A 14,935-nucleotide genomic window follows, 5' to 3' on the forward strand; every position below is an offset into this window, starting at 1 on the left:
GGGCACGAACTCGCTGTTCCTCGACATCGAATCGCTCCGGCAGCCGCTTGGGAACGACAGGAGCCTCGTTTTTCAGGGCCTGGGGGCCGCAGATGGATATTCGTTCGATGCCTTCCAAGAGAACGGCGCCGTCCGCTTCTCGCTTCCTGTTGGGGGGTTCTTCAAGCAGAACTTTCCGCTCGGGGGCCTTCCCTTTTATCCGATGCACGCAGCTGTTGCCAGTCAGACCATTGAACAGACGCCGGACGGGCCTCAATTCGTCGCCCAGGTGTCGCGGCGGCTCTCTCAGGCGGGCCTCGGCGCCCAGCAACAGGGAACGCTGGCGAGGCTTTTCGGGGCTCTGGTTCAGCGCCCAAACGAGTTCACGACTGCCAACGGCCCGATCACGACCTCCCGCGCGGCCGTCCAGCTGGGCATCCCCGACGACAGTGAGGACGATGGGTACCGGGCCGTGGACGGCCCCGAGCCCATCCCGGCGCTCAAGCAAACAACGACGCAGACGTTCGAGGTGGGGTACAAGGGCGTCCTCGGGGACCGCGTGATCGTTAACATCGACGCCTACTACGAGCGAAAGGAGGACTTTATCGGTCCTCTCGTCATCGAGTCGCCGCTCGTCTACCTGCAGGAGCAGGGCCTGACGCAGGACGCCGCGACGGCGCTCGGCCAGGTGTTCGGGACGACGAGCAGCCCGACCGTGCAGGGCCTCCTGCGCAACCTTGAGAGCTCCGGCGTTCCGCCCAGCCAGGTCGCCTCCCTGCTCGGGAGCATCATCGGCAGCGGTCTCAACAACACGCCCACCGCCGTCGTCCAGCCCGACGAGCAAATCCTGCCGAACGGGGGCGGGCCGAACGAGGTCGGCGCCATGCTGACCTATCGCAACTTCGGGAACGTCGAGTATTGGGGGGTCGACGCTTCCGTCCAGGCGCAGGTGACTGACCAGTTCGACGCCTTCGCGAACGTGTCTTTCATCAGCGACGACTTTTTCGACAACGAAGAGCTCGACGAAGAGAACGAATCGCTGAGCCTGGCGCTGAACGCTCCGCAGTTTAAGGCCAAGGGGGGAGTTGACTACCGCCTCGACGGCGTCGGCCTCTCGTTCGGGGCGTCCGGCAACTACGTCGAAGGCTTCCCGGTCGAGAGCGGCCCGTACGTCGGGGACGTCGACAGTTACTTTCTCCTCGACGCCCACGTCGGCTACGAGTTTACAGACGCGATTCCGGGCCTGAACGCCAGTCTAACGGCGAAGAACGTCCTCGACAACGAACACCGTGAGTTCGTCGGCGCGCCGGAGCTGGGCTTCATGCTCATGGGCCGCCTTACCTACACGCTGCCGTAAAGATCGTCGTGGATTCTTCGGCGTGGAGGGTTCGAGCGGCCCTCCCCCGCCCTCAGCTGTCAACTCCATCCTCCGGGCACAGTTGGCACCTCCGGAGACGACCTCGGGGCGGCGGATCCTACTCTAGCCGGAAGGTGAAGGTGATGGTGCCGGTCTGGTTCTTCTGCGGCGCTCCCGGAGGAAGCGCGTTAAACCGCCAGTTCTGCAGGGCATCCATCACGGCCTGTTCGAGTGCGGGGTTGCCCTTCCGCAACGGAATCCGTTTGACGATCCGTCCGTCCGGGTTGACGGTGATCTGAACTCGAATGCGGGCGTTCACCTTCTCGGTGTACTCCGGGAGAGGCGCGATCTGGGGATCCCGATCTAGGCCCTCGATGTTGTACGGGGCAGATGCCTTGCTCTCTGTGCCCGTACCGGGATCGCCGGAGGCCTCCCCCGATTCCGTGCTCGGCTCCTGCTGGTCGGCCTTCTTCTCGGTGTTGGGCTGGGATTCGGCCTCCGGCACAGTCGTCTCCTTCTCGGACGGCGGCACCGTTTCCTCAGTCCGTTGTTCTTCCTCGGGGAGGTTGACTGGTTCGTTTTCGGGTTCCTCCGAGGACTCGTCGGGATCCGTTTCCGGTTCGGGGGCCTCCTCCTGGGCCTCTGGGGCGGTCGTCTTTTCGACCTGCTCCGTGGCTTCAACCGGCTGGCCGGGCGAGAATTTTCCAAACTCAACCTCTACGTACCCGAGGCGCTTGGGGGTAGACGTTGAGGTTGACAGAAAGGCAAACAGAAGGGCAAGGCCTCCGTGCAGGAGAAGGCTCGTGCCGAGTCCGATCCAGTCTGTTCGGCGCATGGCACGGGGGAGTCGTTTAGCAAGAAGGGTGGCCGGACTGTGTGCTGTATTGGATGGCCGTCGCCCAACAAAGGTTCTACGAGACCGTCGAAGGACGCTCCAGGTCACTCCTCGGGGCGCTTCAACCCAGGCTGTTCGAGCCGCAGTTGGGCGGAAATGCGGTACGAGTATCCGAGATCCTCCGCCACAAGCCCGGCAAAATCGCCAAAGCTGAAGTCGACCGACACCTGCTTCAGGTCGAGCCCGGCGCCCACCGACGGCGTAATGTCGACCCCAATGGGATCGCCGATTTGAAGGCGCCGGACGCCTCCCCGCAACTCTACCACACCGGCGTACCGGAAGGCCATCCCGAGCCGCGGACGGAAGGACACGTCACCGATGTTGGGGACGAAGGCCTGCTGGCCATCGACGGCCACGTCGACGTCGAGCCCTGCGGTGAGCGTGTGCCCATCGCCCACCGGCCACACGGCCCCGGCGCCCAACCGGGCCACCGGCAGCACGAGTGCGGTGCCGCCCTGCGGAATGCGCTGGTCGAACACGGCCTGGTAGCGCGCCGCGTTGTCTTTGATCAGCGAGCCATCGTCGTTCTTACAAGCCTCGAATACCTCTTCCTGACCGTCCCCGTCAGTATCAGCCCTGCAGGTGACCTCGAAGGCCTCAGGATTGACGCTCCAGCTCTGCAGCATGGTTGACACGTCCTGGATAACAGCGCCAAGGCGGTAGGGGCCGGCCTGGTACCGGGCCGCGACGTCCACGCTATAGCCCCAGGCGTTGGCAAAGTCTCCGATCGAGCGACGGATGCCCTTGAAGTTTACCCCGACCGAAAGCCGGTCGCCGAGTTGCCGACTGTAGCTCACAAACAGGGCCCAGTCGGCCGCCGAAAAGCGTGTGATTCGGCTTTCGTAGCCGGGCAGGGGGCGTCCGCGGTCTGGGTTCCACGCCGCCAGGGTGTTCACGATGTCGTTCACGCCGCTTCGGAAGAGGGAGATTCCCACCGTGGACTGAGCCGTAACCGGCATCGCTACGCCCCCATAGTCGAATGAAACGGCCCCCGCGAAGCGCTCGACGTGCATGTAGCTGATCTCCGGGTACGTCAGGCCGCTGAGGCCGGCCGGATTCCAGTACCCTGCGCTCACCTCGTCCGCCAGGCTCACGTACGCCCCGCCCATGCCGAGGGCTCGGGCGTCCACCCCACCGGCCAGAAAGTCGGCCCCATACTTGGCGAGACGCTGCCCCTGCGCAGGCCCCGCCCCGAGGCCCACGAGCAACAGGCCAAGCAGCACGCCGCGAAGGAACCGTCGAGAAACCATGGTGCGCAGGCGGGCAGACAATTTGACGATGACAGGGGTGAAACGGGCTGCTCCCAGAGAATTGTTCGACGGAGCAACTTTGGCCTGGCGTTTTCGCTAGGACGAGACGCGCCGGAGCCGGGCCGCGAACGCCCCATCCGTCCGGTGCCGGTGCGGAAGGGTTGCCAGAAACCCGGCCTCCGAAACGACCTCATCAGGCACGTGGCCGGACGCCGACTCGGCCGTAAACTCGATGTGGCGGGCCAGGAAATCGTCGATCCGGTGCTCATTCTCCTCGGGGACGATGCTGCACGTGCTGTAAACGAGAAGCCCCCCCGGCCGAACGAGTGCAGCCGCCGCGTCGAGTAGGTCGTCCTGTAGCGCTGTCATCTCGTCGAGGGCCGACGGTTCACACCGCCAGCGCAGGCCGGCCCGCTTGGCAAGCACGCCGAGTCCTGTACAGGGCACGTCCAGCAGCACCCGGTCGGCCTGAGGCGGATCCGACCGCTCGGCCACCCGGCGGAGGTCGGCTGCCTCCGTCTGGACCATGTGGCGTACTCCGTGCGTCTCTGCCGCCGTCCCGACCCGACCCAGACGCTGCTCGTGCGTGTCGACGGCCCGAATCGTCCCCTGTCCCTCCATGCGGGCCGCCGCGTGCAGGGTCTTGCCTCCTGGCGCGGCGCAGCCGTCGGCAAGCGTATCCCCGGGCTGCGGATCGAGCAGCGCCACCACGAGACCAGCGCTCTCATCCTGCACGGCCACGCGCCCGTCGTCGAGCAGCCCGCCCTCGATGAGAGCCTGGAGGCGCTTCAGGCGCAGGTGGTTGTCGAGGTAGGGGGAGTCGACGTGGACCACGTCGTGGTCGTCGAGCCACTCGGAGACCTCGGCCTGAGTTGTGCGGAGGGGATTGACGCGCACGCCATACATGGGACGGCGGTTGTTGGCCCGCAGGAGCTCGGTCGTCTCGTCGACCCCGAATCGACCGAGCCACCGCCGCACCATCCAGGTGGGGTGGGAGTAGCGGATCGCGAGGTCCTCGGCGTCGTCCCCCGTGTTGGGCGTCGGAATGTGCTCGCGGTCCCGATCGATGGTGCGGAGCACACCGTTCACGAGGTTGCCCGCGCCGGGCCGCAGCTCCTGCTTGGCCAGTTCCACGTACTCGTCGACGGCCGCGTGGGTGGGGGTGGACTGGAACAGCAGCTCGTAGAGGCCCAGTCGCAGGATCTGCCGGAGGCGATGCTCCATCGACTCGTAGTCGTCGTGGTAGGCCTCCCCCAGCACAAAGTCGAGCCACCGGCGCTGCCGGGTGACCCCCGCCACGAGTTCGCGGGCCTGCCGGCGGGTGCGGGCGTCTGCGCCATCGGCCGTCAGCTTGTCCACGAACGCCTCGTCGCGACGCACCCGCTCAAGATGACTGAGGGCGAGGGAGCGGGCAGACGAAACCGTGTCGGGAGAGGAGGACATAGGCACACCGCGCGCTGGAGAAGACCGGAAGCGGGTCCTCTAACGTGAGAGTGGGCCCACCGTTTTGCAGGGAAGGCATTTGTTTTTCGAGAACGTGCTGTTCTCTTGCTCCTGTACGACTTAGCCCCGTCAGTCCCCGCTCCGGATCTCCTCGACTCGTTCCTCGATGGCGTCCAGGTATTCGTCGTAGATGGCGCTGCTGCTGAGGGCCTTGTCGACGACAGCCTCGGCCTCCTCGTTCTCCCTGTCCGGCTCTCGCTGCCGCACGGTTCCGCTCTGATCCATGAACGTGAGGACGAGCCGCACGTCTATGTCTCCCCCATCCGGCTCGATGTAAGCCCGGGCCTTCTCCACGCGCCGACGCACCTCGATCACCCGCACCGGTCGTTTTCCGGTAACGATGCGGCCCCCGTCGCGATCGACCTCCTTGATCGGAAACGCCCTCGCCTCGAGCGTTTCCAGTGTTGCCTGAAACACCGGGTCGTACGAGCCTTCGATGTCCCGATCAGTCGCCCCCGGATGCAGGTAGCTGCATCCCGTGACGAGGAGCACCAGCGTGAGGCCGGCAGACCTGCGAAGAAACATCATGGGGCGGTCAGTAGCACGATCCAACAGACACTTCTTTCCTCGGGCCGCACACTCCCCCCCGAAGGTCACAACCTCCATGCGCCACCTCCGCCGCAAATTGACGCTCCGCGCCCACGGCGAGCAAACTGTGCTCGTCAAGCGCAAGCAGGAGCGGATGGAGCATGTGTGGATGAAGGCGTTCCTGTGGGCGCTCTACTTGCCTAAGTACCCCGACCTGGACGTCGAGACGAACGTCGGCGACAAGTACAAGCCGGACGTGGTGGCGATGGACCGCCGTCGCGGGCGCCCTCAGTTCTGGGGAGAGGCCGGCACCGTCGGCCCCGACAAGATCGAGCACCTCGTCACACGCTACGCGGACGTTCCTCTCGCTTTCGGCAAGTGGAATCGTTCTCTGGATCCGCTGCTGGAGATGGTAGAGCGCGCGGTGCACACGACCGAGCGGACGGCCCCGATCGACCTCCTCCGCTTCCCGCCCGACAGCGCCGAACGATTCGTGAACGAGAAGGGGCGGATCGCCGTGTCGCGGGACGATCTCACGTGGGTGCGGGTGGCCAATGCGGAGGCGTGGCGGTAGCCCGCCGCGCCTCGAATCGTGACCTCCCTGTTTCCTCCCTCCACACTTCCCCCGAGCGAGCAAGAACCTTTCAGGAGACGGCATGTAGGCAGTGACCGCATCATCTCTGCCATACCTCCTCCAGTGCCATGCGTCGCCTTCCCCGTGGGCTTGCCCTGTCTCTCATCCTGACCCTCCTCGCTCTCCCGGCCCACGCCCAGGAGACCGACTACGGGTCGACGAATTTCCCCAACTCGGGCGCCGAGGCGGCCCAGGCCCCGTTCCTGCGCGGCCTCCTGATGCTGCACAGCTTCGAGTACGACGACGCCCGCGCGGCCTTTCAGAAGGCCCAGGAGATCGATCCGGACTTCGCGATGGCGCACTGGGGCGAGGCCATGACGCACAACCATCCGATCTGGATGGAGCAGGACCGCGAGGCCGCGCTGAAGGCGCTCCGCGACCTGGCGCCGACCCCGAAGGCCCGCCTCGAGGAGGCGCCCACCAAGCGCGAGACGGCCTACCTCCGCACGATTCACGTGCTCTACGGCGCCGGCACGGAGGATCCGAGGAGCAAGGAGGCCCGCGACGACGCCTACGCGACGGCGATGGCGGACCTGGCCGAACAGCATCCGAAAGACCTCAATGCGCAGTCCTTTCACGCCCTCGCCATCCTCGGCACGGCCCACGAGGGACGCGACTTCGAGACGTACATGCGCGCCGCGGCGATCGTCGAGGAGGTGTTCGACAAAAATCCCCAGCACCCCGGCGCGGCCCACTACCTGATCCACGCCTACGACGATCCCGTACACGCCCCGCTCGGCCTGCGACCGGCCCGCGTGTATGCCAATATCGCTCCGGCGGCGCCCCACGCCCTGCACATGCCGTCGCACATTTTCTTCGCGCTCGGCCAGTGGACGCGCGGCGCCGCGTCGAACGTCGACTCGTACGAGGCCGCCAGGAGCGAAACCGTCGCGAACGGGAAGCCACTCGGCGGGAGCGGCTTCCACGCTCTCCACTGGCTGCACTACGCCCGCCTGCAACAGGGCCGCTACGAGGAGGCCCGATCGGTCTTTAACACCACGCAGACCCACGCGACCGCCCCGACGGTCAAGACGGGATACGCCACGTACATGCAGTGGTACATGCCGGTCGTCTACGTCATCGAGACGCAGCGGTGGAGCCAGTTCGACGATCGCCGGTCCGCAATGGCGGTGAACGCTGACTCGCTCGACACCCGGGGCGCCGTCACGCTGCACGCGGGCCACGGCCTCGCCGCAGCCCGTCAGGGAGACCTGTCGACCGCCCGGGCGGCCCTTGCGAAGGCCAAGACCGCGCTTGGGGACTCCGACTCGAAGGCGCTCCGCATTCAGGTGCGGGAGCTGAAGGGACTCATCGCGCTAGAGAGGAACAAGACCGACAAGGCCCTCAGGCACCTGAAAAAGGCCGCCGCCCTGGAGTCCGAACGCCCCCTGGACTTCGGGCCGCCGTTCCCCCCGAAGCCGGCCCCCGAGCTCTACGGCGAGGCGCTGCTGTCGCTGGATCGCCCGGCCGACGCGCTCACCCAGTTCCAGACCGTACTGGACCGCTACCCGGGCCGCGCCCTTTCGCTTCTGGGCAAGGCGAAGTCGGCTGCCGCGGCCGGCAAGCCGGACAGGGCGCAGGAGGCCCGGTCTGCCCTGGCCGCACAGTGGGAAAACGCCGATCCCGACGCCCGCCGCCGACTTCAGACCGTGGCTGACGCGCCCAGTGCGGGCGCGGCCGAGTCCAAATAGCCCGATCTCCACCGGACTCATCACCCTCTCTTCCCTTTCTCACCTTCACTTTCCCCAAGCTTCCGCTGAATGATCTGCTCCGCGTTATTAACGCTACGGAGGCAAAAACGGGCGACGAGCCGGATCTGCTCGTCGTCCTCAAGATCGGCGTGATGCCCCTGCCGATCGAGCCGGTCCTGCTGGGCGTGGTAGAGGGCCACGGCCGCCGCCACCGACACGTTGAAGCTTTCGGTGAAACCCGGCAGCGGCACCACACAGGCCGCGTCCACCTCGTCGAGCATCGCGTCCGTCACGCCCTCCTCCTCGTTCCCAAAAACGAGGGCCGTACGCTCTGTAAAGTCGATTTCTCGGATGGGAACCGTCTCGGCGTGGAGGTGCATTGCCACGAGACGGTAGTCGTTCTTCCGCAGGTGGGCCGCACAGTCCGAGGGCGTGTTCCAGTGCCAGACGTCGAGCCAGTGCTGAGCGCCCTGAGCTGTTCGCTGGGAATGCTTGTACCGCTCGTTCTGCCCCCGAACGACGTGCAAATCCTGATATCCCAGCGCCTCCGTTGACCGCATGACGGCGCTCACGTTGCCGGTATTCACGAGCCCCTCCACCACCGGCACAACGCTTCGAGTTCGCTCCGACACCACCTCTCGGATGCGCTGCAGGCGCCGGTCGGTCATGTGGGGCCGGAGCAGTCTGATGATGCGCATCGGTGCTAGGGAAGTGCCGTCGACCCGGAAGGGATGATCCGATTCCGGGGGCGTGCCGCTGGCACTGAGAAGACGGTCCATTTCCTGCTCGGCGTTAGGGTCGGGCACGGCAGGGATCCGGAAAAGGAGATTATCCAACGAGCAAAGGCCGAGATGTAGTACTTGGAAGTAAGGGTTGAACGTGTCCGGACTGTCCCCGATTTTTCGTATGCCTCCATAAGGCTACTTTTCACACGTTCATCGAATCACCCCCTTCTACCCATGTCTACCCATCGATTCCGCCCTCTTCTTGCATGCCTCCTGGGCGTCATCCTCCTCCCCCTCACTACGCTCCCGGCGAGCGCACAGTCGGCCCAATCGATTGCCGAGAAGATGAAGGCTCGCTACCAAGAACAACTGCAGAACGTGGACAACTACGTTGTGGAGACGAACATGCACACGTCGTACCACCGGAAGGTCATGAAAGACGGGGCCCCGGCCCTGGAAACAGAGGTCAAGATGAAAGGCCAGGACCAAAGCTCACTCTTCTCCGCGATGGGCAATGCCCCGACGACCACCTCCTCAAAGCCAGCCTACTACGAGGATCTTTCGGAGAACGCGACGTACGCGGGGACGGAAACCGTCAACGGCGTCAAATGCCACGTGCTAAAGGTCAAGAATCCGTCGAAGATGAACCGTGATGCACAGTCAATGACCTACTACGTGGACGCAGAAAAGTACGTCCCTACGCGTCTCAAGATGGTGCAGCCTCCGAAGAAAGAGGGAGGCAAGCCCACCGGAGTCGTGGTGAACTTCGAAGACTACCGCACGACGGAGGGGATCACCCTTCCCTGGCGCACGACGATGGACATGAAGATGGACATGTCCAAGCAGCAGCGCCGGCAGATGAAGAAAGCGATGCAACAGTTGGAAAAGCTTCCGAAGTCGCAGCGCGAGATGATGAAGAATCAAATGCCCATGTCCTTCGAGCGCATGAAGCGGATCATGAGTGGGGAGCCCATGACGATCAAGGTGCAGGACGTTCGCGTGAATGCAGACATTCCGAAAGGAATGTTCAATTAGACGCAGCCTCCCGGAGGGGGATCGGTTGCGCTGGATCTCCAGACAGAAGGACCGACGCCACGGATTCAACAGAATTCTTAGCGTGGCCCTCGATCCAATGGCGGTGGCCCCGGTATGAGGACGTGATCTTTTTCGTCCTCTTCGCCCATATCCCTCCTGCTGCACCATGGACCTTACCAACGCTGTGGCCGTCGTGACCGGGGCCAGCGGCGGCCTCGGCGCCCACTTTTCTCGCATGCTCACCGATCAGGGCGCAACGGTCTTCGGGCTCGCTCGGAGCACCGATACGCTCAACGCCCTCGAGAATGAACTTGGGGAGGCCTTCCACCCGATCACCTGCGACGTCCGGGCCGAGGCGCAGGTGGAGGCTGCCTTCGAGACGGTCAACTCGGAGGCGGAGCGGCTGGACGTACTGATCAACAACGCCGGGCTCGGGCAGTTCGGGCCGGTAGACGACCTCGATACGGACGCCTTCGACGTCCAGATGGACACCAACGTTCGGGGGGTCTACCTCTGCACCCGGGAGGTCGTCCCCACGATGCGGGCGCAGAACGAAGTGTCGGGATTTGGTGGTCACATCGTCAACGTCGCCTCCATCGCGGGCCTGCTCGGAAACCCGAACATCAGCGCGTACAATGCCAGCAAATTCGCCGTGCGCGGGTTCAGCGAGGCCGTGATGAAAGAGGTCCGCGAGGACGGCATCCGGGTCACCTGCCTGTATCCCGGCTCCGTGGACACCAACTTCTTCGACGTGGCCGGCTCGGAGATGACCGAGAATCCCCTCCAGCCGGAGGACGTGGCGGCGACGGTGCGGCACGTGCTCGCATCTCCGCCGAACCACCTCATCTCCGAGGTCGTGATGCGTCCGCTTCGGCCACATCGTGAGGAGTGAGGCTTGACCCGTGACGGGAGGACAAGCTCACGCGTCACGTCTCACACACGCATTGCGGCTGGCGACATCGGGGAGCGGAGGGCGTCCCCCGTGGAGTTCTTCCGTCCCTTCCGTCTACAGCTCCGTCTCGCCGATCGACTCGGCGGTCGGGGCGTCGCTGGGAGCGTACGGGCCGCCGTCCACGCGCTCATCGTCCTGCTCAATCAGGTAGTACCCGAGCAGCGCAATCCCGGTGGCCACCAGCAGGACGGCGTACGCGAGGGGCGACTCGAACGAGATCGCGAGGAGGTCGACAAACAAGAGCCCGGCGCCCAGGGCGAGCACGACGAGGCCCCACTTGAGGGCCGAGCGCGTGCTCGGCTCATTCCACCCCTGGTTGAGAAACCGATCCGCTTCGTCGGCCGATAGGTGCGCCTCCAGGGCCTTCCGGCGAATGCGCGTGTCTCCGATCACCTTGGCGATGTAGGCGATCATCGCGAAAAACCCGAGGGCGACAATAAAGGGACCAAATTCTGGCATCAGGATTCAGGGTTGGTTCAAAAGAAACAAGGGCGCGAGTGCACTCCGGCCCTGCGTCAACAGCGGACAGGCCCATCCCCGAATCGGTTGCATGGAGTGGTGGGCCAGTCTCGGGACCCTGCGCTATTCCCCCTCATTCTATCAGGGGTCCTTTGAGTGACCACGGGGGCTCTGCAAACCAGGACGCGGGGCTGTGCAACCCGTCCGCCGATCCCCTTGTCTACTGGGAACGCCATGGCCGACCCCGATTCTGACATCGACGAACGCGAGCTGGTCGAGCGGATCCTCGACGGGGAGCGGGAGGCGTTCCTGACTTTCGTCGACCGCTACGAGCGGCTCGTGAAGCACGTCGTCTTCCGCATGGTGGACGACGACCGCGACCGCGAGGAGCTGTGCCAGGACGTGTTTGTGCGGGCGCACCGCTACCTCGATGGATTTCGGTTCGAGGCGAAGCTGTCGACCTGGCTGGCCCGCATCGCCCGCAACACGTGCCTCAACCACTTGGAGAAGAAGGAGATGCCTCTCTACGCCGACGAGGCCTCTTCCCCCGACGGCAAAACGCCAGACGCCCAAGCAGCACTCAACCGTGTGCCCGACCCCGATGAAGACGTAGTCGAAACGACTGTGGACCGGCAGCGGCGGGACCTCGTGCGCGAGGGCATCAAGACCCTGTCGGAGCACTACCGGACGGCCCTCACGTTGTATCATCTGGAGGGCATGAGCGTATCACAGATCAGCGAGGTCATGGACAACCCCGAGGGGACGGTGAAGAGCCACCTGTACCGGGGCCGCAAAAAGCTGAAAGACTGGCTGCTCGAACGCTACCAACGCGAGGAGATTACGCTATGACAGACCGCGACCGTGACTTGCAGGACGCCTTCGACCGCGCCGCTCGGGGCGAGGGGACGCCGCCCGACACGGACCATGATCCGGAGGCGGCGGCCTACGAGGTGGTGTACACCACCCTGAGCGAGGAGCCCGAGGGGAACGACCTGCCCAACAACTTTGCCGAGCAGGTGGCCGATCGTGTGGGGCTCTCCCCCGATCCTGCGATGGGCTGGGCCGAGATCCTCCTGTTGTTTCTTATCATTGCCGGTGCGGGGGCGGGGCTCGTATGGATGCCCCCAACCGTTGCCGGCCTGCAGCAGAGTGCGGCGGCGGTCCTGAGATCGATTCAGGCGGTGTCGGGCCCCTTCCGGCTCGACGTGGTGATGGCGTCCTTTCTCGTACTGGTCCTGACGATTGGGCTCGACGCCCTTCTCGCCCGCCTGCGCCTCAGGCAACACTCGCCCTCCGTGTAGCTTTGCGGGCGGGCAGCGCCTCGTTCTGTCCGCGGAGCGGTTGCACCGGTGCGTGCCGGGCGCTATACTGAGGATGGATGGTCCCCTACACATCGCGCTTCGAATCGAATCCTCCTCTCCATGGATCGGCGTGACTTTACCAAGAACGCGCTGCTCGGCGCTGCTGGGGCGAGCCTGCTGACCGGATGTGGAAGCGAAGAATCGCCTGCAAGCGACGGCGCCGCCAATGTCCAGCCCAACAAGCAAGTTCGATGGCGGCTTGCCTCCAGCTTCAGCCGCTCGCTCGACACCATTTACGGCGCCGCCGAGGTGCTGTCCGAGCGCCTGAAGACACTTACGGACGGCAACTTCCAGATCCTCACCTACCCGGGGGGCGAGCTGGTGCCGGCTCTTGAAGTGTTGGGGAGCGTTCGCAACCGCACCGTAGAGATGGGCCACTCCGCCAGCTACTACTTTATTGGGAAAAACCCGGCCTTGGCCTTCGACTCCACGGTCCCCTTCGGCCTGACGGCCCGCCAGTACAATGCCTGGCTGCTCCACGGCGGCGGCATGGACCTGATGCGCAAGCTCTTCGCCGACTTCAACATCCTCAACCTGCCCGGCGGCAATACAGGCATGCAGATGGGCGGCTGGTTCCGGACAGAGGTTGACTCCCTGCAGGACATGAAGGGGCTCAAGATGCGCATTCCGGGCCTCGGGGGACGCGTCATGAGCGAGATGGGGGTCAACACGCAGGTGCTTCCGAGTGGGGAGATCTACCCGTCGCTGGAACGCGGCGCCATCGACGCGGCCGAGTGGGTGGGGCCGTACGACGACGAAAAGCTCGGTTTCCACGAGGTCGCTCAGTACTACTACTACCCCGGCTGGTGGGAACCCGGCCCCGCCCTGACCTTCTACGTCAATCGCGACGCCTACGACGGCCTTCCGACGCAGTATCAGGAAGCCCTCAAAACGGCAGCCCGCGAGGCCAGCCTTCACATGCTCGCGGCGTACGACCACAAGAACCCAGCCGCCCTCGACCGCCTACTTGAGAAGGACGTGACGCTTCGCCGGTTTCCCGATGAGGTGATGCAGCGTGCGCAGGAGGTGACGACTCAGCTTTTGGAAGACAACGCGTCCGGCAACAAGCAGTACCGGGAGATCTACGACGCTTACAAAAGTGCCCGGTCGGACGCGTACCAGTGGTTCGGCACGGCCGAGGCGGCGTATTCGAATTTTGCCTTCCCTGAACCCGGTGCGTCCGCCGGCGCGTCCACGTAACACAGGCGTGATGGCGGTCGATGCCGTATCGGCCACCGGCGCGATGCACTGGCGTCCTCCCTCTCCGCGTCTCGCCCTGCGCTCCTGCTCCCATCCGGAATGCTCTCTCCCGTCTGGGATCTTCTGGAGGCAAAGGTTTTTCCCGCCGCCTCAACCGACGAACTCTTTAATCCGTACCGTGGCCGCCGAGACGACCTCGACGTGCCGGACGCCCCGGCCCACCGTCGGGACAACCTGCGCCGCTATCTCGACTGTTTCGACGGTCCCCCGCCCCTGTTTCTCCTTCTCGAAGCGCCAGGTCCCTGGGGGTGCCGGTTCTCGGGGGTTCCAGTGACGAGTGAATCACAGCTTGCCGACCCGGACTTCCCGGTCGACGGCACCCCCACGAGCCGCGAGGACGTGCCGATCACGGAGTACAGCGCGTCCATCTTCTGGCGAGTCCTGGAGCCGTACTTCCCTCGTTTCTTCGTCTGGAACAGCCTCCCGCTCCATCCGCACGACCGCGACGACCCGCTGTCCATCCGCACGCCTCGCCGCTCCGAGGTGCGGGAGTGGCACGACCTTCTGCGTGCATTGCTCGACGCTCTTGATCCCGACCGCGCGGTGGGCGTCGGCCGGAAGGGGGAGCGTGCCCTCGCAGAGGTGGGGGCCGACCCAACCTACGTGCGGCACCCTTCGCAGGGCGGAGCGAACAAGTTCGAGGCCGGGATGGAGACGATTGTGGCGGAGATGGAGATAGAGCCTGTCTCGTTGCGTTGACCTCCGCCCGCAGAGAAACGAGGATCGTTCAATCTCCCCGAATACAAACGGGGGGGAGCGGGGATCTGGGGGCCTCCCGCCCCCAGTGAGAGTAGGCTGGGAGGAAAGAAGTCTCTGAACACGCGGGCTGGGACCCGAAAGCGGACTCAAGTCCAGAAACTGCGCGAGGAGGAAGCGGGTCCGACTCCTCATGCAACTCCGTTTAGATTGATACGCCAGTGCCAACATGGCCTTTCACGAGCGGAGTCGAATTTGGCTCCGACAGCATTTCCATACGGAACGTATAAAACGACAGCCCCTTAGCCCAAAGCGCTGTCGGTCGAGAGAGCGGACAGGTGCGCCTGCGGCTGCTTCGCCGTACCGATGGGGAGCGCCTATGTCCACATGTTCACGGATTCACCTCTGGTTTTGCAACGGTCTACACCGACGAATGGAAAAGCTACAGCCAGGTCGAACGAGACCGAAAGACCGTCTGTCACGGACACAGGAAATGGGCACAGGATGACGACGGGGACGGCATTTCGAGGTACACGTGAACACGATCAGGGGCCTTTGGACCAAGCTGCGCAACTTTTTGCATCCCTTCCGAGGGGTCCACTGGAAACAC

Annotated in this window: 15 protein-coding genes; 9 read left to right on the forward strand and 6 right to left on the reverse strand. The window is 64.6% G+C overall.

Translation table 11 applies throughout. The features are described 5' to 3' along the window. Positions 1 to 1,336: TonB-dependent receptor domain-containing protein (locus ABEL04_RS06850; RefSeq protein WP_375801643.1), on the forward strand; the 1,336-nt coding region annotated here is incomplete at its 5' end. A 118-nt stretch (positions 1,337 to 1,454) separates the two neighbouring features. On the opposite strand, the gene ABEL04_RS06855 is transcribed toward ABEL04_RS06850, so the two are convergent. The 4 genes from ABEL04_RS06855 to ABEL04_RS06870 form a co-directional block, all read right to left on the reverse strand. Further along, the gene (locus ABEL04_RS06855; RefSeq protein WP_375801644.1) at positions 1,455 to 2,171 is read right to left on the reverse strand and encodes an energy transducer TonB; all 717 of its coding nucleotides are present in this window, start codon (positions 2,169 to 2,171) and stop codon (positions 1,455 to 1,457) included. Between the two features lie 104 nt (positions 2,172 to 2,275). Continuing rightward, positions 2,276 to 3,481, reverse strand: a complete 1,206-nt coding sequence (locus tag ABEL04_RS06860) for a PorV/PorQ family protein (protein WP_375801645.1) — start codon at positions 3,479 to 3,481, stop codon at positions 2,276 to 2,278. 96 nt (positions 3,482 to 3,577) lie between these two features. Continuing rightward, a complete protein-coding gene (gene rsmB / locus ABEL04_RS06865) occupies positions 3,578 to 4,924 on the reverse strand; it encodes a 16S rRNA (cytosine(967)-C(5))-methyltransferase RsmB (protein WP_375801646.1) in 1,347 nt (448 codons plus the stop codon). Between the two features lie 129 nt (positions 4,925 to 5,053). After that, complete coding sequence (locus ABEL04_RS06870) at positions 5,054 to 5,512, reverse strand: hypothetical protein (RefSeq protein WP_375801647.1); 459 nt, start codon at positions 5,510 to 5,512, stop codon at positions 5,054 to 5,056. A gap of 76 nt (positions 5,513 to 5,588) precedes the next feature. Here ABEL04_RS06870 and ABEL04_RS06875 point away from each other — a divergent pair, with 76 nt between their 5' ends. Both ABEL04_RS06875 and ABEL04_RS06880 read left to right on the forward strand, forming a co-directional pair. After that, positions 5,589 to 6,086 carry a hypothetical protein gene (locus ABEL04_RS06875; RefSeq protein ID WP_375801648.1) on the forward strand — a complete coding sequence of 166 codons (498 nt, stop codon included), beginning with the start codon at positions 5,589 to 5,591 and terminating at the stop codon, positions 6,084 to 6,086. A 128-nt stretch (positions 6,087 to 6,214) separates the two neighbouring features. Then, complete coding sequence (locus tag ABEL04_RS06880; protein WP_375801649.1) at positions 6,215 to 7,837, forward strand: hypothetical protein; 1,623 nt, start codon at positions 6,215 to 6,217, stop codon at positions 7,835 to 7,837. Between the two features lie 20 nt (positions 7,838 to 7,857). Here ABEL04_RS06880 and ABEL04_RS06885 read toward each other — a convergent pair whose 3' ends face one another. After that, positions 7,858 to 8,643, reverse strand: coding sequence for a TrmH family RNA methyltransferase (locus ABEL04_RS06885; protein WP_375801650.1), 786 nt, complete (start codon positions 8,641 to 8,643; stop codon positions 7,858 to 7,860). A 153-nt stretch (positions 8,644 to 8,796) separates the two neighbouring features. Between ABEL04_RS06885 and ABEL04_RS06890 the strand changes: the two genes are divergently transcribed. After that, positions 8,797 to 9,597: a hypothetical protein gene (locus tag ABEL04_RS06890; RefSeq protein ID WP_375801651.1), complete on the forward strand. Its 801-nt coding sequence runs from the start codon at positions 8,797 to 8,799 to the stop codon at positions 9,595 to 9,597. A gap of 166 nt (positions 9,598 to 9,763) precedes the next feature. Beyond that, positions 9,764 to 10,489, forward strand: a complete 726-nt coding sequence (locus ABEL04_RS06895; RefSeq protein WP_375801652.1) for an SDR family oxidoreductase — start codon at positions 9,764 to 9,766, stop codon at positions 10,487 to 10,489. A 114-nt stretch (positions 10,490 to 10,603) separates the two neighbouring features. Here the strand turns inward: ABEL04_RS06895 and ABEL04_RS06900 are convergent, their stop codons facing one another. Next, positions 10,604 to 11,008, reverse strand: coding sequence for a hypothetical protein (locus ABEL04_RS06900; protein ID WP_375801653.1), 405 nt, complete (start codon positions 11,006 to 11,008; stop codon positions 10,604 to 10,606). A gap of 234 nt (positions 11,009 to 11,242) precedes the next feature. On the opposite strand from ABEL04_RS06900, the gene ABEL04_RS06905 reads away from it, so the two are divergent. The 4 genes from ABEL04_RS06905 (at position 11,243) to ABEL04_RS06920 (ending at position 14,328) form a co-directional block, all read left to right on the forward strand. Further along, the gene (locus ABEL04_RS06905; RefSeq protein WP_375801654.1) at positions 11,243 to 11,857 is read left to right on the forward strand and encodes an RNA polymerase sigma factor; all 615 of its coding nucleotides are present in this window, start codon (positions 11,243 to 11,245) and stop codon (positions 11,855 to 11,857) included. Continuing rightward, the gene (locus ABEL04_RS06910) at positions 11,854 to 12,309 is read left to right on the forward strand and encodes a hypothetical protein (RefSeq protein ID WP_375801655.1); all 456 of its coding nucleotides are present in this window, start codon (positions 11,854 to 11,856) and stop codon (positions 12,307 to 12,309) included. Before ABEL04_RS06905 ends, ABEL04_RS06910 begins: the two co-directional genes overlap by 4 nt. Before the next feature lie 120 nt (positions 12,310 to 12,429). Continuing rightward, positions 12,430 to 13,569 carry a TRAP transporter substrate-binding protein gene (locus ABEL04_RS06915; protein WP_375801656.1) on the forward strand — a complete coding sequence of 380 codons (1,140 nt, stop codon included), beginning with the start codon at positions 12,430 to 12,432 and terminating at the stop codon, positions 13,567 to 13,569. 99 nt (positions 13,570 to 13,668) lie between these two features. Continuing rightward, entirely contained in the window at positions 13,669 to 14,328 is a 660-nt protein-coding gene (locus ABEL04_RS06920; RefSeq protein WP_375801657.1) for a uracil-DNA glycosylase, read from the forward strand. Positions 14,329 to 14,935: the final 607 nt, after the last annotated feature.

The organism is Salinibacter sp. (assembly GCF_042218895.1).
Taxonomy (GTDB): Bacteria; Bacteroidota; Rhodothermia; order Rhodothermales; family Salinibacteraceae; genus Salinibacter.